14 protein-coding genes and 2 pseudogenes are annotated in these 19,279 nt (G+C 52.6%); 10 read left to right on the top strand and 6 right to left on the bottom strand.

The window, feature by feature from the left end; genetic code table 11:
* The first annotated feature begins 117 nt into the window (after positions 1–117).
* The 6 genes from dapA (at position 118) to ypfH (ending at position 6,806) form a co-directional block, all read left to right on the top strand.
* Positions 118–996, top strand: a complete 879-nt coding sequence (dapA, locus tag BGK49_RS11220) for a 4-hydroxy-tetrahydrodipicolinate synthase (protein ID WP_001295469.1) — start codon at positions 118–120, stop codon at positions 994–996.
* Between the two features lie 16 nt (positions 997–1,012).
* On the top strand, positions 1,013–2,047 hold the full coding sequence (gene bamC, locus BGK49_RS11215; RefSeq protein ID WP_004985482.1) for an outer membrane protein assembly factor BamC: 1,035 nt from the start codon (positions 1,013–1,015) through the stop codon (positions 2,045–2,047).
* Positions 2,048–2,259: 212 nt separating this feature from the next.
* On the top strand, positions 2,260–2,973 hold the full coding sequence (gene purC, locus BGK49_RS11205) for a phosphoribosylaminoimidazolesuccinocarboxamide synthase (protein WP_005026404.1): 714 nt from the start codon (positions 2,260–2,262) through the stop codon (positions 2,971–2,973).
* Positions 2,974–3,140: 167 nt separating this feature from the next.
* The gene (gene ypfJ, locus BGK49_RS11200) at positions 3,141–4,004 is read left to right on the top strand and encodes a KPN_02809 family neutral zinc metallopeptidase (RefSeq protein ID WP_001267487.1); all 864 of its coding nucleotides are present in this window, start codon (positions 3,141–3,143) and stop codon (positions 4,002–4,004) included.
* A gap of 14 nt (positions 4,005–4,018) precedes the next feature.
* A complete protein-coding gene (gene tmcA, locus BGK49_RS11195) occupies positions 4,019–6,034 on the top strand; it encodes a tRNA cytosine(34) acetyltransferase TmcA (RefSeq protein ID WP_000829382.1) in 2,016 nt (671 codons plus the stop codon).
* 73 nt (positions 6,035–6,107) lie between these two features.
* Positions 6,108–6,806 carry an esterase gene (gene ypfH, locus BGK49_RS11190; RefSeq protein WP_000679848.1) on the top strand — a complete coding sequence of 233 codons (699 nt, stop codon included), beginning with the start codon at positions 6,108–6,110 and terminating at the stop codon, positions 6,804–6,806.
* A gap of 109 nt (positions 6,807–6,915) precedes the next feature.
* On the opposite strand, the gene BGK49_RS11185 is transcribed toward ypfH, so the two are convergent.
* Genes BGK49_RS11185 through BGK49_RS11175 form a run of 3 tightly spaced genes read right to left on the bottom strand, consistent with a single transcriptional unit; the run spans position 6,916 to position 8,631 of the window.
* On the bottom strand, positions 6,916–7,116 hold the full coding sequence (locus BGK49_RS11185; protein ID WP_000383836.1) for a YpfN family protein: 201 nt from the start codon (positions 7,114–7,116) through the stop codon (positions 6,916–6,918).
* Positions 7,117–7,143: 27 nt separating this feature from the next.
* Positions 7,144–8,271, bottom strand: a complete 1,128-nt coding sequence (gene dapE, locus BGK49_RS11180; RefSeq protein ID WP_001277801.1) for a succinyl-diaminopimelate desuccinylase — start codon at positions 8,269–8,271, stop codon at positions 7,144–7,146.
* Between the two features lie 3 nt (positions 8,272–8,274).
* On the bottom strand, positions 8,275–8,631 hold the full coding sequence (locus BGK49_RS11175) for an ArsC family reductase (protein ID WP_000258227.1): 357 nt from the start codon (positions 8,629–8,631) through the stop codon (positions 8,275–8,277).
* A 380-nt stretch (positions 8,632–9,011) separates the two neighbouring features.
* On the opposite strand from BGK49_RS11175, the gene ypfM reads away from it, so the two are divergent.
* The gene (gene ypfM, locus BGK49_RS26555; protein WP_001386977.1) at positions 9,012–9,071 is read left to right on the top strand and encodes a protein YpfM; all 60 of its coding nucleotides are present in this window, start codon (positions 9,012–9,014) and stop codon (positions 9,069–9,071) included.
* A gap of 98 nt (positions 9,072–9,169) precedes the next feature.
* Here ypfM and acrD read toward each other — a convergent pair.
* Positions 9,170–12,282: pseudogene (acrD, locus tag BGK49_RS11165) on the bottom strand (multidrug efflux RND transporter permease AcrD).
* A 163-nt stretch (positions 12,283–12,445) separates the two neighbouring features.
* On the bottom strand, positions 12,446–14,146 hold the full coding sequence (gene narQ, locus BGK49_RS11160; RefSeq protein WP_000636129.1) for a nitrate/nitrite two-component system sensor histidine kinase NarQ: 1,701 nt from the start codon (positions 14,144–14,146) through the stop codon (positions 12,446–12,448).
* A gap of 205 nt (positions 14,147–14,351) precedes the next feature.
* Here narQ and aegA point away from each other — a divergent pair, with 205 nt between their 5' ends.
* From aegA to BGK49_RS11145, 3 genes are all read left to right on the top strand, one after another.
* Entirely contained in the window at positions 14,352–16,331 is a 1,980-nt protein-coding gene (aegA, locus tag BGK49_RS11155) for a formate-dependent uric acid utilization protein AegA (protein ID WP_001078871.1), read from the top strand.
* A gap of 67 nt (positions 16,332–16,398) precedes the next feature.
* A complete protein-coding gene (gene nudK / locus BGK49_RS11150; RefSeq protein WP_005043458.1) occupies positions 16,399–16,974 on the top strand; it encodes a GDP-mannose pyrophosphatase NudK in 576 nt (191 codons plus the stop codon).
* A gap of 125 nt (positions 16,975–17,099) precedes the next feature.
* Entirely contained in the window at positions 17,100–18,143 is a 1,044-nt protein-coding gene (locus BGK49_RS11145) for a DUF1176 domain-containing protein (protein WP_001270544.1), read from the top strand.
* A gap of 109 nt (positions 18,144–18,252) precedes the next feature.
* Here the strand turns inward: BGK49_RS11145 and BGK49_RS11140 are convergent.
* A pseudogene (locus tag BGK49_RS11140) lies at positions 18,253–19,160 on the bottom strand (transketolase-like TK C-terminal-containing protein); the annotation flags it as partial.
* Positions 19,161–19,279: the final 119 nt, after the last annotated feature.

Below are 19,279 nucleotides of genomic sequence, written 5' to 3'. Positions count from 1 at the left end.
TTCTTAAGGAAAGCATAAAAAAAACATGCATACAACAATCAGAACGGTTCTGTCTGCTTGCTTTTAATGCCATACCAAACGTACCATTGAGACACTTGTTTGCACAGAGGATGGCCCATGTTCACGGGAAGTATTGTCGCGATTGTTACTCCGATGGATGAAAAAGGTAATGTCTGTCGGGCTAGCTTGAAAAAACTGATTGATTATCATGTCGCCAGCGGTACTTCGGCGATCGTTTCTGTTGGCACCACTGGCGAGTCCGCTACCTTAAATCATGACGAACATGCTGATGTGGTGATGATGACGCTGGAGCTGGCTGACGGGCGCATTCCGGTGATTGCCGGGACCGGTGCTAACGCTACTGCGGAAGCCATTAGCCTGACGCAGCGCTTCAATGACAGCGGTATCGTCGGCTGCCTGACGGTAACCCCTTACTACAATCGTCCGTCGCAAGAAGGTTTGTATCAGCATTTCAAAGCCATCGCTGAACATACTGACCTGCCGCAAATTCTGTATAATGTGCCGTCCCGTACTGGCTGCGATCTGCTCCCGGAAACGGTGGGCCGTCTGGCGAAAGTAAAAAATATTATCGGAATCAAAGAGGCAACAGGGAACTTAACGCGTGTAAACCAGATCAAAGAGCTGGTTTCAGATGATTTTGTTCTGCTGAGCGGCGATGATGCGAGCGCGCTGGACTTCATGCAATTAGGCGGTCATGGGGTTATTTCCGTTACGGCTAACGTCGCAGCGCGTGATATGGCCCAGATGTGCAAACTGGCAGCAGAAGGGCATTTTGCCGAGGCACGCGTTATTAATCAGCGTCTGATGCCATTACACAACAAACTATTTGTCGAACCCAATCCAATCCCGGTGAAATGGGCATGTAAGGAACTGGGTCTTGTGGCGACCGATACGCTGCGCCTGCCAATGACACCAATCACCGACAGTGGTCGTGAGACGGTCAGAGCGGCGCTTAAGCATGCCGGTTTGCTGTAAAGTTTAGGGAGATTTGATGGCTTACTCTGTTCAAAAGTCGCGCCTGGCAAAGGTTGCGGGTGTTTCGCTTATTTTATTACTCGCTGCCTGTAGTTCTGACTCACGTTATAAGCGTCAGGTCAGTGGTGATGAAGCCTACCTGGAAGCGGCACCGCTTGCGGAGCTTCATGCCCCGGCTGGAATGATTTTGCCGGTGACCTCCGGTGATTATGCAATCCCGGTGACCAACGGTAGTGGTGCTGTCGGTAAGGCGCTGGACATTCGTCCACCAGCCCAGCCGCTGGCACTGGTTTCTGGCGTGCGTACCCAGTTCACGGGCGATACCGCTTCATTGCTGGTGGAAAATGGTCGTGGCAATACTCTGTGGCCGCAGGTGGTTAGCGTGCTGCAGGCGAAAAACTACACCATCACCCAACGTGATGATGCTGGTCAGACACTGACCATCGATTGGGTACAATGGAACCGTCTGGACGAAGACGAGCAGTATCGTGGTCGTTATCAAATCTCTGTTAAGCCGCAGGGTTATCAGCAGGCGGTTACGGTTAAACTGCTGAACCTGGAACAGGCGGGTAAACCGGTTGCAGACGCGGCTTCCATGCAGCGTTACAGCACGGAGATGATGAACGTTATTTCCGCCGGTCTGGATAAATCTGCCTCTGACGCCGCGAACGCTGCGCAAAATCGTGCCTCCACCACTATGGACGTACAAAGTGCAGCTGATGACACCGGTTTACCGATGCTGGTCGTACGCGGGCCGTTCAATGTGGTTTGGCAACGTCTGCCAGCGGCGCTGGAAAAAGTGGGCATGAAAGTGACCGACAGCACCCGTTCGCAGGGTAACATGGCCGTAACTTATAAGCCGCTGTCTGACAGCGACTGGCAGGAACTGGGCGCGAGCGATCCAGGCCTGGCATCCGGTGACTATAAACTGCAGGTTGGCGATTTAGATAACCGCAGCAGCCTACAGTTCATCGATCCGAAAGGTCATACTCTGACTCAGAGTCAGAACGACGCGCTGGTAGCTGTCTTCCAGGCTGCGTTTAGCAAGTAAAAATACAGGGCTGGAGTCATCCGGCCCTTTTTTCTGATATGATACGCAAACGTGTGCGTCGGCAGAAAAATGCAATTTTAGCGGTAATTCGCACGAAATTTGTTTGTCGGACGTAGGTCGGATAAGGCGTTCTTGCCGCATCCGACAAAACATCCGGCACACCAGACAACAAAAGATTTTAAAACGTTAATTCACACCCAGGAGTGATAAAGATGCAAAAGCAAGCTGAGTTGTATCGTGGTAAAGCGAAAACCGTATACAGCACGGAAAACCCGGACCTGTTGGTGCTCGAATTCCGCAATGATACGTCAGCAGGGGATGGCGCGCGCATTGAGCAGTTTGATCGCAAAGGTATGGTGAACAACAAGTTCAACTACTTCATTATGAGCAAACTGGCTGAAGCGGGTATCCCGACTCAAATGGAGCGTCTGCTCTCCGATACCGAATGTCTGGTGAAAAAGCTGGATATGGTGCCGGTTGAGTGTGTCGTGCGTAACCGTGCTGCTGGCTCTCTGGTGAAACGTCTTGGAATCGAAGAAGGTATTGAGCTGAACCCGCCGCTGTTCGATCTGTTCCTGAAAAACGATGCCATGCACGATCCGATGGTCAACGAATCTTACTGCGAAACCTTTGGCTGGGTGAGCAAAGAGAACCTGGCGCGTATGAAAGAGCTGACCTACAAAGCGAACGACGAGCTGAAAAAACTGTTCGATGATGCTGGTCTGATTCTGGTCGACTTCAAGCTGGAGTTTGGTCTGTACAAAGGTGAAGTGGTACTGGGCGATGAGTTCTCCCCGGACGGCAGCCGCCTGTGGGACAAAGAAACACTGGAGAAAATGGACAAAGACCGTTTCCGCCAGAGCCTCGGTGGCCTGATCGAAGCCTATGAAGCCGTCGCCCGCCGCCTGGGTGTACAGCTGGACTGATTTTTCTGTTCATCATCTTGCCGTGCAGCTGGCACGGCAAGACAACCGCTCTCGGAATATATGCATTGAACGCTCATTCCTCCGCCATTTCATCCCGCTTTCCTGTGGTAATCTTCCTCTGAACCACCTACGATCATTTCTATAATGAATATATTGTTGAGGTATCTATGCGTTGGCAAGGGCGACGTGAAAGTGACAATGTTGAAGACAGGCGCAACAGCGCCGGTGGTCCATCTATGGGCGGTCCCGGTTTTCGCCTGCCAAGCGGTAAAGGCGGGCTGATTTTACTGATAGTCGTGCTGGTTGCAGGCTACTATGGTGTTGATTTAACCGGGTTAATGACTGGACAGCCGGTTTCCCAACAACAATCAACGCGGTCCATTAGCCCTAATGAAGACGAAGCTGCAAAATTCACCTCGGTGATTCTGGCAACCACGGAAGACACCTGGGGACAACAGTTCGAGAAGATGGGTAAGACCTATCAGCAACCGAAGCTGGTCATGTACCGTGGAATGACGCGCACCGGCTGCGGGGCGGGCCAGTCCATTATGGGGCCGTTCTATTGCCCGGCGGATGGCACAGTTTATATCGATCTCTCCTTCTATGATGACATGAAAGACAAACTTGGCGCGGATGGCGATTTTGCCCAGGGGTACGTTATCGCCCATGAAGTCGGTCATCATGTGCAGAAACTGTTAGGCATCGAGCCGAAAGTTCGTCAACTGCAACAAAACGCGACGCAGGCGGAAGTGAACCGCTTATCTGTGCGTATGGAACTCCAGGCCGACTGTTTTGCCGGTGTCTGGGGGCATAACATGCAGCAGCAAGGCGTTCTGGAAACCGGCGATCTGGAAGAGGCGCTGAATGCGGCGCAGGCCATCGGCGATGACCGTTTACAACAGCAAAGTCAGGGGCGAGTAGTACCAGACAGTTTCACACATGGCACTTCTCAGCAACGCTACAGCTGGTTTAAACGTGGTTTCGACAGCGGCGATCCGGCACAATGCAATACTTTTGGTAAAAGCATTTAATTTCCGGGGCAGGGATGGCTGAACTGACTGCGCTTTACACATTAACAGCGCAAATGAAACGTGAAGGGATCCGCCGCTTGCTGGTGTTGAGCGGGGAAGAGGGTTGGTGTTTTGATCATGCGCTTAAGTTGCGTGATGCCTTACTTGGCGACTGGCTGTGGATTTCGCCGCAGCCAGATGCTGAAAACCACTGTTCTCCCTCGGCGCTACAAACTTTACTTGGGCGCGAGTTCCGGCATGCGGTATTCGACGCCCGCCACGGCTTTGATGCCGCTGCCTTTGCGGCACTTAGCGGAACGTTGAAAGCGGGAAGCTGGCTGGTTTTGTTACTCCCTGTATGGGAAGAGTGGGAAAACCAACCTGATGCCGACTCGCTGCGCTGGAGTGATTGCCCTGACCCTATTGCGACGCCGCATTTTGTCCAGCATCTCAAACGCGTACTTACGGCGGATAACGACGCTATTCTCTGGCGGCAAAACCAGCCGTTCTCGTTGGCGCATTTTACTCCCCGTACTGACTGGCACCCCGCGACCGGCGCACCACAACCAGAACAACAGCAACTCTTACAGCAGCTACTGACCATGCCGCCGGGCGTGGCAGCGGTAACGGCTGCGCGTGGGTGCGGTAAGTCGGCGCTGGCAGGGCAACTCATTTCTCGTATTGCGGGCAGTGCGATTGTCACCGCGCCCGCAAAAGCGGCAACGGATGTACTGGCACAATTTGCGGGCGAGAAGTTTCGCTTTATTGCGCCGGATGCCTTGTTAGCCAGCGATGAGCAAGCCGACTGGCTGGTGGTCGATGAAGCCGCAGCCATACCTGCGCCGTTGTTGCATCAACTGGTATCGCGTTTTCCTCGAACGTTGTTAACCACTACGGTGCAGGGCTACGAAGGCACCGGACGTGGTTTTTTGCTGAAATTTTGCGCTCGCTTTCCGCATTTACACCGTTTTGAACTGCAACAGCCGATCCGCTGGGCACAGGGATGCCCGCTGGAAAAAATGGTTAGTGAGGCACTGGTTTTTGACGATGAAAACTTCACCCATACACCACAAGGCAATATCGTCATTTCCGCATTTGAACAAACGTTATGGCGAAGCGAGCCAGAAACGCCGTTAAAGGTTTATCAGTTATTGTCTGGTGCGCACTACCGGACTTCGCCGCTGGATTTACGCCGGATGATGGATGCACTAGGGCAATATTTTTTACAGGCGGCTGGCGAAAACGAGATTGCCGGAGCGCTGTGGCTGGTGGATGAGGGGGGATTATCTCAACAACTCAGTCAGGCGGTATGGGCAGGTTTTCGTCGCCCGCGGGGTAATCTGGTGGCCCAGTCGCTGGCGGCGCACGGTAGCAATCCACTGGCAGCGACATTGCGTGGACGGCGGGTCAGCCGGATAGCAGTTCATCCGGCTCGTCAGCGCGAAGGCGTTGGGCAACAGCTCATTGCCAGCGCTTTGCAATATACGCAAGACCTCGACTATCTTTCGGTGAGTTTTGGTTACACCGGGGAGTTATGGCGTTTCTGGCAACGCTGCGGTTTTGTGCTGGTACGAATGGGTAATCATCGTGAAGCCAGCAGTGGTTGCTATACGGCGATGGCGCTGTTACCGATGAGTGATGCGGGTAAACAGCTGGCTGAACGTGAGCATTACCGTTTACGTCGCGATGCGCAAGCTCTCGCGCAGTGGAATGGCGAAACACTTCCTGTTGATCCACTAAACGATATCGTGCTTTCTGACGACGACTGGCTTGAACTGGCCGGTTTTGCTTTTGCTCATCGTCCGCTATTAACGTCGTTAGGTTGCTTATTGCGTCTGCTACAAACCAGTGAACTGGCATTACCGGCGCTGCGTGGGCGTTTACAGAAAAATGCCAGTGATGCGCAGTTATGTACCACACTTAAACTTGCAGGCCGCAAGATGTTACTGGTCCGTCAGCGGGAAGAGGCCGCGCATGCGCTGTTCGCACTTAATGATGTTCGCACTGAGCGTCTGCGCGATCGCATAACGCAATGGCAATTTTTTCACTGACTCCTTCAATTTTCTCCCATGGTCATTGTGAGCCAGCGGCGTAAAATTAATGACATCAGTTAAGGAGTTCGCCATGAAACATGACCATTTTGTTGTTCAAAGCCCGGATAAACCTGTGCAACAGTTGTTACTGCTTTTCCACGGTGTCGGGGATAACTCGGTGGCAATGGGGGAAATAGGCAGTTGGTTTGCACCGCTGTTTCCTGATGCGCTGGTGGTGAGTGTCGGTGGCGCGGAGCCGAGCGGTAATCCGGCGGGGCGTCAGTGGTTTTCGGTGCAGGGTATTACGGAAGATAATCGCCAGGCGCGTGTGGATGCCATCATGCCGACGTTTATTGAAACGGTACGCTACTGGCAGAAACAGAGTGGAGTAGGGGCTAACGCCACGGCGTTAATCGGTTTCTCTCAAGGCGCGATTATGGCGCTGGAGAGTATTAAAGCCGAACCGGGCCTTGCTTCACGCGTCATTGCTTTTAACGGACGCTATGCGAGCCTGCCGGAAACCGCGTCTACAGCAACGACAATTCACCTGATTCATGGCGGTGAAGATCCGGTTATCGATCTGGCGCATGCGGTTGCGGCGCAGGAAGCGTTAATCAGTGCCGGTGGTGACGTGACGCTGGATATCGTGGAGGATTTAGGCCATGCGATCGACAATCGCAGTATGCAATTTGCCCTGGATCACTTGCGTTATACCATTCCGAAACATTATTTCGACGAAGCGCTAAGTGGCGGTAAGCCTGGCGATGATGATGTGATTGAAATGATGTAAAAGACAGATTACCTGGCCTGATAAGACGCGTGAGCGTCGCATCAGGCATCGTTCACCATTGCCGGATGCGGCGTTAACGCCTTATCCGGCCTACGGTTGAGCACTCAGCTTACTTCTTCGGTTGATCCTTTTTCGGCCAGTCGTCGTCATCGTCCCACTTATCGTTGAAATCACGATGCGGGGGAAGCTCCGGCTTGTTGGCGAGAAATTTCTTGTGGTCGACGCGCTTGAGATCTTTAATCACGTTCAGCAGGACGCCTACCAAAAAGACAATCACCAGAATCCACCAATATTTAGCCAGCCAGTCCATGCTTATTTCCTCTTGCAGAACCACTCATCAGGCGACGAGCTGTTCCATGATACGTTGATACATACGGGCAAGTAGCTGCAGGTCGGCAGCGTTCACACATTCATTAATTTTATGAATAGTGGCATTGACCGGCCCGAGTTCCACCACCTGCGCCCCCATGCGAGCAATAAAGCGCCCGTCGGACGTTCCGCCTGTGGTCAGTAGCTGCGGTTTAATTTCATTATAGTGCTCAACCGCGTTAACGACCGCATCCACCAGTTTACCGCGCGCGGTCAAAAATGGCTGCCCGGAAAGCCACCAATCCACCGTATAGCGCAGTTGATGTTTTTCAAGCAGGGCAAGCACCTGCGCTTTGATCATCTCATCAGTCAGTTCGGTGCTGAAGCGGAAGTTAAACTGCACAAACAGTTCACCCGGAATAACATTGTTACTGCCCGTTCCCGCCTGAATATTAGCAATCTGCATACTGGTCGCCGGGAAAAATTCATTGCCCTGATCCCACTCTATAGCCACTAATTCATTAAGGAAAGGTGCTGCGCGATGTACTGGATTGTCAGCCAGATGCGGGTAGGCCACATGCCCCTGAACGCCATGAATGGTAAGGTTGCAGGTTAACGATCCACGACGACCATTTTTCACCACATCACCAACCACTTCGATACTCGACGGTTCGCCGACCAGGCAGTAATCGAGACGCTCATTACGTGCCATCAACGCTTCGACGACTTTTACCGTACCGTTGTGGGCACTGGCTTCTTCATCAGAGGTGATCAGAAATGCCAGTCGCCCCGTATGGTTGGGATGTTGTGCGACAAAGCGTTCTGCCGCTACCACCATCGCCGCCAGCGAGCCTTTCATATCTGCCGCACCGCGCCCGAATAACATGCCATCACGAATGGTGGGTTCAAACGGCGGATTGATCCAACGATCGGCGTCGCCAGGCGGCACCACGTCGGTATGCCCGGCAAAGGCTAACGTTTCACCTTGCCCACGCCATGCCCAAAAATTCTGCGTATCGGCAAAGTCCATGCGTTCAACGGTAAAACCGATCGCCTGCAAACGTTCAATCAACAAAGCCTGGCATCCTGCGTCATCAGGACTCAGGGAAGGGCGGCGAATAAGCTGTTGTGTCAGCTCAATAACCGGGCACGACATAGACTACACCTCATGGAAAAATTGCTGATAACTGGAATCACTGAAACCCAGCAGCATAGGCTTACCAGGCGCGCAGAGCAATGGACGTTTGATAATTGAAGGCATTTCAGTCATTAATGCCGCCGCAGAGGCCGCATCGGTGATTTTATTGCGGGTGGTTTCGTCCAGTTTACGCCAGGTTGTACCACGGGTGTTCAGTAACGCTTCCCAGCCTAATTCGTTGATAAAACCGTTCAATAATTCGCTGTCCAGCCCATCGACGCGGTAATCATGAAAACGATAGTCGATGTTATAGGCTTCCAGACAACGGCGAGCCTTTTTAATGGTGTCACAATTTTTGATGCCGTAAAGTGTAACCATAATGAATCCTTTTTCGATCTATGAGAATAAATACTCATTTAAGGGTGAAAACATTTTGCCTGCAAATGATTATCAGGAAATATAACATTATCGAAGTATTCAAATTAACAACTATTAAATAATATTAAACATTTTTAACGTAAACATTAAGAATATTCATCTTGTTATCTGTCTGTATTTTAACCAGAATTAAATCAGTATTAGATGCCGTATGAATATCTCGAAATGTTGCTGTGTATCACATACAAATTATCACCGCAGGACCATAGTATTTACATAAGGTTTGTCCCCCGGAGGTAGTCATCGCAGCAATCGAGTAAATTAGCTTCACCACGGTATATTGTTTCCGTAGAATACCCATAATTATAAGAGAGGTTGTTATGATTGAACGTGAACTGGGGAACTGGAAAGACTTTATCGAAGTTATGCTTCGTAAGTAATTCCTGAGACAAAGTACAAACAGCAAGAACCCGCTGAGCAGGTTCTTAATCGGAAAGTTGAAAAAGGCGACACATTAGCATGTCGCCTTTTTTATTGCTTATTCCGGGCGCGGCTTCAGCGGGAAGCGGCGGCGCACCAGTACAAAGAACAGCGGCACGAAGTAAATAGCCAGAATAGTGGCCGAAATCATCCCGCCCATTACGCCAGTACCCACCGCATGCTGACCACCGGAACCGGCACCCGTGCTGGTTGCCATTGGCAATACGCCGAAGATAAATGCCAGCGAGGTCATCAGAATCGGGCGTAAACGCTGACGGCAGGCGTGGAGCGTCGCTTCAAACAGGTCGTGGCCTTTTTGGTTCATCTCGTTAGCAAACTCGACGATCAGGATGGCGTTTTTCGCCGATAAACCAATGACCGTTAACAGGCCCACCTGGAAGTAAACGTCGTTTTCCAGCCCGCGCATCCAGGTTGCCAGCAGCGCGCCGATAACCCCCAGCGGCACGACCAGCATTACCGAGAACGGCACCGACCAGCTTTCATACAACGCCGCCAGACACAGGAATACCACCAGCAAGGAAATGGCGTACAGCGCCGGAGCCTGCGCGCCGGAAAGCCGCTCCTGATACGACATCGCCGTCCACTCCAGACCAAAGCCGTTTGGCAACTGCTTCACTAACGATTCCATTATATCCATCGCCGTACCGGTACTGACCCCCGGTGCGGCTTCCCCAACAATCTCAACCGCAGAATAACCGTTATAGCGTTCCAGACGCGGCGAGCCAGTCTCCCAGCGTGAGGTCGCGAAAGCAGAGAAGGGCACCATGCCGCCATCTTTATTTCGGACATACCAGAGATTAATGTCATCTGGCAGCATGCGATACGGCGCAGCTGCCTGCACATAGACTTTCTTCACACGACCGCGATCCATAAAGTCATTCACATAGCTCGAACCCCAGGCGGTTTGCAGTGTGTCGTTAATATCGTCGATAGCAACGCCCAGCGCCTGAGCTTTACGCTGGTCGATATCAATCTGCAACTGCGGACTGTCATCGAGGCCGTTATGGCGCACACGGGTTAGCTCCGGGTTTTCCGCCGCCAGCGCCAGCAACTGGTTACGTGCTGCCATCAGCGCATCGTGACCTGCTCCAGCGTGGTCCTGCAACTCCATATCAAAACCCGCAGAACTACCAAGACCGCTAATTGCTGGCGGGCTGCTGGCGATAACGCGAGCTTCTTTAATCTTGTTAAACGCCTTTGTTGCACGCTCGATAATGGCAAACGAGGTGCCGGTCTTACTGTCGCGTTCGCTCCAGTCTTTCAGGCGGATAAACATTCGCGCCACGTTTTGCCCGTTACCCCCAGGGCCAGAACCAACGGTGGCAAACACCGACATGATGTTGTCTTTTTCATGGGTGAAGTAATATTTCTCGATTTGCTCAACGACTTTCAGGGTCTGTTGTTGGGTTGAACCGCTGGGCAATTGTACCGAGGTAGTAAACATGCCACGGTCTTCCAGCGGTAAGAACGACGTCGGCAAACGCAGGAACAGGAACACCATGCCGCCAAGCAGCAGGACATAAATCACAATCCAGCGCAGGCTGCGGTGGAGAATTTTCGCCACCCCTTTTTCGTAGCGTTCGGCGTTGCGGTTAAACATCTGGTTAAACCAGGCAAAAAAGCCTTTTTGCCCGTGATGCTCACCTTTTTTCAGTGGCTTAAGTAGTGTGGCACACAGAGCCGGAGTGAGGATCATCGCTACCAGTACTGACAGCACCATCGCCGCAACAATGGTAATAGAGAACTGGCGATAGATGGCACCGGTGGTGCCGCCGAAGAAGGCCATTGGTACAAATACCGCCGAAAGCACCATCGCAATCCCGACCAGTGCCCCCTGGATCTGCCCCATCGATTTACGTGTGGCTTCGCGAGGAGTGAGTCCTTCCTCACTCATAATACGTTCGACGTTTTCCACCACCACGATTGCGTCATCCACCAGCAGACCGATCGCCAGTACCATCGCGAACATGGTTAAGGTGTTGACGCTGTAACCGAAGGCGTAAAGTACGGAGAAGGTTCCCATCAACACCACCGGCACGGCGATAGTGGGTATCAGCGTGGCGCGGAAGTTTTGCAGGAACAGATACATAACGAGGAAAACCAGGGCGATAGCTTCCAGCAGCGTTTTCACCACGTCTTCAATGGAGGCTTTAACAAACGAGGTGGTTTCATACGCCACCTTGTATTCCAGTCCGTGCGGGAAGTACTGCGCCAGCTCGTCGAGACGATTGAGCACCAGCTCCCTGTCGCCATTTCGTTTGCGCCGGAGGCCAGTTTTACCCCCAGCCCGGAGGCTGGCTTACCATTGAAGCGGCTAAGATAATCGTATTTCTCCGCCCCCATTTCGACGGTGGCGACATCGCCCAGCCTTACCTCTGAGCCGTCTTGATTCACCCGCAAGGTGATATCGCGGAACTGTTCTGGTGTTTGCAGCAGTGACTGGGCGTTAATGGTGGCGTTGAGCGCCTGCTTATCGACGGAAGGTGTACCACCAAGTTGCCCAACCGCAATCTGCGCGTTCTGTGACTCAATGGCATCAGTGACATCTTTAGCCGTCATCTGGAAACTGTTGAGTTTCGCCGGGGCCAGCCAGATACGCATGGAATATTGCGAACCATAGGCATCGATATCCCCGACGCCATTCACGCGGCTTAACGGGTCCTGAATATTACTGGCAACATAATCGGCAATATCCTGTTTATCCATCGAACCATCGGTAGAGACGAAAGCAATGGTCAGAATATTGGTATCGCCGGTTTTACGCACCGTCACGCCCTGATTTTGCACCGCCTGCGGTAACTTTCGCATGGCTGATTGCAGCTGGTTTTGTACTTGCTGCACGGCTTCGTCCGGATCGGTGCCTGCTTTAAAACTTAAAGTGACAGATGCCTGACCGGTGCCACTGCTCTGAGATGACATATACATGAGATTATCGAGGCCGGTCATATTTTGCTCGATAACCTGGGGCACGGTGTTTTCCAGCGTCTGGGCCGATGCGCCGGGATAGTTAGCGGTCACTCGCACATTCGGTGGCGCGAGATCGGGGTATTGTTCAACGGGCAATGAAAAAATCGCCAGGGTCCCTGTCAGACACAACAGGATTGCCAGCACCCAGGCAAAAATGGGGCGATCAATAAAGAAATTCGCCATTAAAAGAGGACCTCGTGTTTCTGCGTATCGTTGTAGGCTTGACTTGCTTCACTGTAGCGGCAAGGTACGAGCCAATCGTGGAGAAAAAAAGGAGTTAATGTAAATTATCATGCCCTTTTATACTGAACCTTAAGTGCAAGTATTCTTTGGTCAGTAGGAGGCATTACATCAACTGACTTTCCTCACCCTCTGCAGAGCGAAAGCTAATACTCACTAACGTGCCGCCGCCGGAAGGTTGTGAAAAAGTCAGCGTCCCACCCAGCCGTTCCGCGCGTTCGCGCATGATATTCAGACCATAATGACCTTCGGGTTCTTTCGGTTCACCGATACCAATCCCGTTATCACGGATATAAACCGTGTGATTGCCGTCCGGCGCGGTGACGCAACTGACGGCGATTTCGCTGGCGTTGGCGTGCTTCATCGCATTCAGCACCGCTTCGCGAATAATTTGCAACAAATGCACCTGCATTTGCGCATCCAGCGCAAGGGTTGGCAGACGGCAGTCGAGGGTCAGTTTGGCGCTGGTTTGATTTTGTAACGTATCCAGCATTTCCCTCAACGCGGAGGGGAGATCCGCCTGCTGCAGCGTCAGGCGGAAAGTAGTCAACAGCTCGCGTAACTGCCGATAAGCATCATTCAACGCCTGGGAAAAATCGGCCATGATACTTTGTGCGGTGGCGTTATCTTCCGGTATCGAACGCTTCAGTAACGTCAACTGGATACGTAAGTAAGAAAGTACCTGAGCCAGCGAGTCGTGCAATTCGCGGGCGATGGTTGCACGTTCTTCCATCAACAATAACTGCTGAAAATGCTTCTGCGCCTGATTAAAGTACAAACCGCGTCCCAGCATCGACGAAACGCTGTTAAGCAGCGGTTCTGATGATGAAACGTGACTATTTTGCCAGTGCAGTTCGCCGTAAACCGTCTCTTGCATTGTCACCGGTAAAATCTGCATCGGCAATTCCGGGTTTGGTTGCCCTTCGCTAATCCGCCAGTTTTCACCGACATTTAACTCCAGATATTCAGCCGCTTCATTGTCGCGAACAATCTGCAAAATATGGCGGAAACAATGCACATCAATCTGACTTGTGTTCAGCGCCTGCGAACATTGATACAACACCTCCAGACGACGCTTGGCCTCGTGGAGATCGCGGGTCTTTTCTTCTACTGACGCCTCCAGCGAAAGGTACAATTTATGCAGCTCGCTCGACATCTGGTTAAAGGTTTTTGCAAGCAGACCAAGCTCATTCGGCAGACTGGTATCCAGCGGCGGCGAGTCGAACTGCCCGTGTTCAATACGTTGACTGGCGGTAACCAGCTGATTCAGCGGGGCAACCACCTGATGGCGTATACGGCGCAAAGTAAAAAAGACCAGCGTGAAAATACCGATACCGCCAGCCAGGGAAATCGCCACTACCAGCAGCATTTTGCGTTCAGCGTAGTGCTGTAAAGCCAGCACGAACAGGTCTATCTGATTAACATAATTATTAATATTGGCCTGATACCACGGCAAATCGCCCTTGCTGAGCCGATTATTCATCTCCAGCCAGTTGGCATTCAGATGCGCATAGCGAGTTTTTACTGCTTCTGGCACATACCAGACGTTGAGATTGGTTAATACCGGTGAATGCAGTGCCTGCTGAAACAACTGGCGATGTGCATTGAGTTGTGGACTGCCACTTTGCAAGTCGTAGCCCAGGCGGTAACTCTGCATACGCAGCGATCCGGCAATATTGATAGCCTCAGCGTCGCGCAAACTGCTCGCCAGAGTTAGCAGAGCGATACCCGTGGAAAGAATCGACAGCAGCACAATGTAAAAAAAGGCCCGGGCCAGACTGGCCGAGACGGGTCGTTTAACAATCACACGCGTCTTCTCCACAAAAAATCATTAATGTTCCAGTTCGCTGAAACGCAATTTAGTCAGTGATGGGATTATTTGAGCTGCTACAGTTTATAGCGAAATAGTTACTTATTCTGGGCACATGAACATTGCCGATTCCCCTGTAAGTCGGGTAATAACAACACTCATATAAAGAATAAGGTTTTTACAACCAAAAAAGAAGGTCGTTATGAATCGTTTTATTATGGCCAACAGTCAGCAATGTCTGGGTTGTCATGCTTGTGAAATCGCCTGTGTCATGGCTCACAATGATGAGCAACATGTCCTGAGCCAACACCATTTTCATCCCCGAATTACGGTTATCAAACATCAGCAGCAACGTAGTGCAGTGACCTGTCACCATTGTGAAGATGCGCCCTGCGCCCGTAGCTGCCCTAATGGCGCAATCAGCCACGTTGATGACAGCATTCAGGTCAATCAGCAAAAGTGTATTGGCTGTAAATCCTGCGTGGTGGCCTGTCCGTTTGGTACGATGCAAATCGTCCTGACACCCGTCGCGGCAGGAAAAGTAAAAGCCACGGCGCATAAATGCGACCTTTGTGCAGGGCGCGAAAACGGTCCTGCCTGTGTCGAGAATTGCCCGGCGGACGCGCTGCAACTGGTCACTGACGTCGCACTCTCCGGCATGGCGAAATCCCGCCGCTTGCGCACCGCACGTCAGGAGCATCAACCGTGGCATGCCAGTACCGCTGCACAAGAAATGCCGGTAATGAGTAAAGTCGAACAAATGCAGGCAACGCCCGCGCGTGGCGAGCCGGATAAACTGGCGATTGAAGCGCGCAAAACCGGTTTTGATGAAATTTATCTGCCATTTCGCGCCGACCAGGCACAACGGGAAGCCTCGCGCTGCCTTAAGTGCGGCGAGCACAGCGTTTGTGAATGGACCTGCCCGCTGCATAACCATATTCCGCAGTGGATTGAACTGGTGAAAGCCGGAAACATCGACGCCGCCGTCGAGCTTTCTCACCAGACCAACACCCTGCCGGAAATTACCGGACGCGTTTGTCCGCAAGACCGTTTGTGTGAAGGTGCCTGTACTATTCGCGATGAGCACGGCGCGGTAACTATCGGCAACATTGAACGCTATATTTCAGATCAGGCGTTGGCGAAAGGTTGGCGTCCTGACTTAAGTCATGTCACCAAAGTGGACAAGCGGGTGGCGATTATCGGGGCAGGTCCGGCAGGGCTGGCCTGTGCGGATGTTCTGACCCGCAATGGCGTGGCGGTGACGGTGTACGATCGCCATCCAGAAATCGGTGGCTTGCTCACTTTCGGCATTCCTTCTTTCAAACTGGATAAATCCCTGCTGGCACGCCGTCGGGAAATCTTCAGCGCGATGGGGATTCACTTCGAACTCAATTGTGAAGTGGGTAAAGATGTCTCTTTGGATTCGCTTTTGGAACAATACGACGCGGTCTTCGTTGGCGTAGGCACTTACCGTTCCATGAAAGCGGGTTTACCCAATGAAGATGCGCCGGGCGTTTATGACGCGCTGCCGTTCCTCATCGCCAACACTAAACAGGTGATGGGGCTCGAAGAGCTACCGGAAGAGCCGTTTATCAATACCGCCGGACTTAACGTCGTGGTACTGGGCGGCGGCGACACCGCGATGGACTGTGTGCGTACTGCGCTGCGCCACGGCGCGAGTAACGTCACCTGCGCTTATCGTCGTGATGAAGCTAACATGCCAGGCTCGAAGAAAGAGGTGAAGAACGCCCGCGAAGAGGGGGCCAACTTCGAATTTAACGTCCAGCCGGTGGCGCTTGAGCTGAATGAACAAGGTCACGTTTGCGGGATTCGTTTCCTGCGCACGCGTCTTGGCGAGCCGGATGCCCAGGGGCGTCGGCGTCCAGTACCGGTGGAAGGCAGTGAATTTGTCATGCCAGCCGACGCGGTGATTATGGCGTTTGGCTTCAATCCGCACGGGATGCCGTGGCTGGAGTCGCACGGTGTAACGGTAGACAAATGGGGCCGCATCATCGCGGATGTGGAAAGCCAGTACCGTTACCAGACCACCAATCCGAAAATCTTCGCCGGTGGCGACGCCGTGCGTGGTGCGGATCTGGTGGTTACCGCAATGGCAGAAGGACGTCATGCGGCACAGGGGATTATTGACTGGCTGGGGGTAAAATCAGTCAAATCTCACTGATAGCCTGCGCAGACAAACCCGACTTCACAGCGTAAGATAATTGTTCATTTCGCGCTGTGGAGTCGGTATGACGCAACAAATCACCCTCATTAAAGACAAAATTCTCTCCGATAACTATTTCACCCTGCACAACATTACCTACGATCTCACGCGCAAAGATGGCGAAGTTATCCGCCATAAACGTGAAGTTTACGATCGCGGTAATGGTGCGACGATCCTCCTGTACAACGCGAAGAAAAAGACCGTGGTTCTGATTCGTCAGTTCCGTGTCGCTACCTGGGTTAATGGCAATGAAAGCGGGCAGCTGATTGAAACCTGCGCCGGGCTGCTGGATAACGACGAACCGGAAGTGTGCATTCGTAAAGAAGCGATTGAAGAGACGGGCTATGAAGTGGGCGAAGTGCGCAAATTATTTGAACTGTATATGTCGCCAGGCGGTGTGACTGAGCTAATCCACTTTTTTATCGCCGAATACAGTGACAATCAGCGCGCTAACGCCGGTGGCGGTGTCGAAGATGAAGATATTGAAGTGCTCGAGCTGCCGTTCAGCCAGGCGCTGGAGATGATCAAAACCGGCGAGATACGTGACGGTAAGACGGTGTTATTGCTTAACTATTTGCAAACGTCACATTTAATAGACTGAAAAATAACAATAATATTTCGTTGTTTATTATTGGCTCAATCCGACAAATCCGATTGAGCCGCGCTACCTGCGCAACGAAGATACGACTTGTGCTGTTTGTTTGAACTTCTGGGGTCGTACCGTCCATGCGCTATCGCATTTTCCTTCTCTTTTTTTTCGCTTTGTTGCCGACGTCTTTGGTGTGGGCGGCACCAGCGCAACGGGCGTTTTCCGACTGGCAGGTCACCTGTAATAACCAAAACTTCTGCGTGGCGCGTAATACGGGCGATCATAATGGACTGGTGATGACCCTGAGCCGCAGCGCCGGGGCGCATACCGATGCCGTTTTACGTATTGAGCGCGGCGGATTGAAGTCGCCGGAGGCGTCAGAAGGGGAGATAGCGCCACGGCTGCTGTTAGATGGCGAGCCGTTGGCGTTAAGTGGTGACAAGTGGCGGATTTCACCATGGTTATTAGTAACCGATGATACGGCAACCATCACCGCGTTTTTGCAGATGATTCAGGAAGGGAAGGCGATCACCTTACGCGACGGCAATCAGACCATTTCGCTGAGTGGCTTAAAAGCGGCGTTGTTGTTTATTGATGCTCAGCAAAAGCGCGTTGGCAGTGAAACCGCGTGGATCAAGAAAGGGGACGAACCGCCGCTCAGCGTACCGCCCGCGCCTGCGCTGAAAGAGGTCGCGGTGGTTAACCCAACGCCGACGCCACTCTCACTCGAAGAACGCAACGATTTGCTGGATTATGGAAACTGGCGGATGAATGGTCTGCGCTGCTCGCTTGATCCATTGCGTCGTGAGGTGAATGTCACTGCGCTGACTGATGATAAAGCGCTGATGATGATTAGCTGTGAGGCAGGGGCCTATAACACCATTGATTTGGCATGGATTGTGTCGCGTAAAAATCCGCTGGCCTCGCGCCCGGTTCGGTTGCGTTTGCCGTTCAACAACGGGCAGGAGACGAATGAACTGGAACTGATGAACGCAACATTTGATGAGAAATCGCGTGAACTGGTGACCTTAGCGAAAGGGCGCGGATTAAGCGATTGTGGCATTCAGGCGCGCTGGCGCTTTGACGGTCAGCGTTTTCGCCTGGTGCGTTACGCCGCAGAACCCACCTGCGATAACTGGCATGGGCCAGACGCCTGGCCCACGTTGTGGATCACCCGTTAAACAAAATGGCGGGGACATGTAGGCCGGATAAGACGCTGTAGGCCGGATAAGACGCGTCAGAGTCGCATCCGGCAATCAGCGTCCGGCAATCAGCATCCGGCGATCACCATCAGGCACCTTTCACTCCCAGCACTTTATGCGCTTTTGCCACAATATTCTCGGCGGTAAAGCCAAAGAACGGGAACAGCTTATCCGCCGGAGCAGATTCCCCATAACCTGTCATCCCAACAATCGCCCCTTTCAAACCAACATACTTGTACCAGTAATCGGCAATACCTGCTTCCACCGCCACGCGAGCCGCAACGTTAGAAGGCAACACCGACTCCCGATATTCCTCATCCTGGGCGTCGAAAATATCAGTCGAGGGCAGGGAAACTACGCGTACATTGCGACCTTCTCCCGCTAATTTCTCTGCCGCTTGCAGGGGGATTTCCATCTCTGAACCGGTGGCAATCAAAATAATATCTGGCTTACCGCCGCTGTCTTTCAGCACATAACCGCCACGGGCAATCTCTTTTACCTGATCCGGCGTACGTTCCACCTGGGCCAGATTCTGCCTTGAGAGGATCAGTGCCGTCGGTCCGTTGTGGCGCTCAACCGCCAGCTTCCAGCCCACCGCCGCTTCCACCTGATCGCACGGTCGCCAGGTGCTGAAATTTGGCGTTAAGCGCAGGCTGGCCAGTTGCTCAACAGCCTGGTGCGTCGGACCATCTTCGCCCAGGCCAATTGAGTCGTGGGTATAAACCATAATCTGCCGCGCTTTCATCAGTGCCGCCATCCGCGAGGCGTTACGGGCGTATTCAACAAACATCAGGAACGTCGCGGTATACGGCACAAAGCCGCCGTGGTGCGCGATGCCGTTGGCTATAGCGGTCATGCCAAATTCACGCACCCCGTAGTGAATGTAGTTGCCCGCCGGATCTTCCTTCAGCGAAACAGAACCTTTCCAGATGGTCAGGTTGCTGGAGCCAGATCCGCCGAACCGCCGAGCAACTCAGGCAGCATCGGCCCGTAAGGCAGTATGACTTTCCGTGAGCCAGATGCTGGCCAACGTGGGATATTTAACGCGGGTTAACATCGTTGTCAGAGCCGCATGGGTGAGCTGTTGCTACACCCCGGTATTTCCACCACGGAGG

The organism is Shigella sp. FC1544 (assembly GCF_001722145.1).
Taxonomy (GTDB): Bacteria; Pseudomonadota; Gammaproteobacteria; order Enterobacterales; family Enterobacteriaceae; genus Escherichia; species Escherichia coli.
The sequence above is the reverse complement of the archived record's forward strand: the minus strand, read 5'-3'. Positions and strand labels throughout refer to the sequence as shown.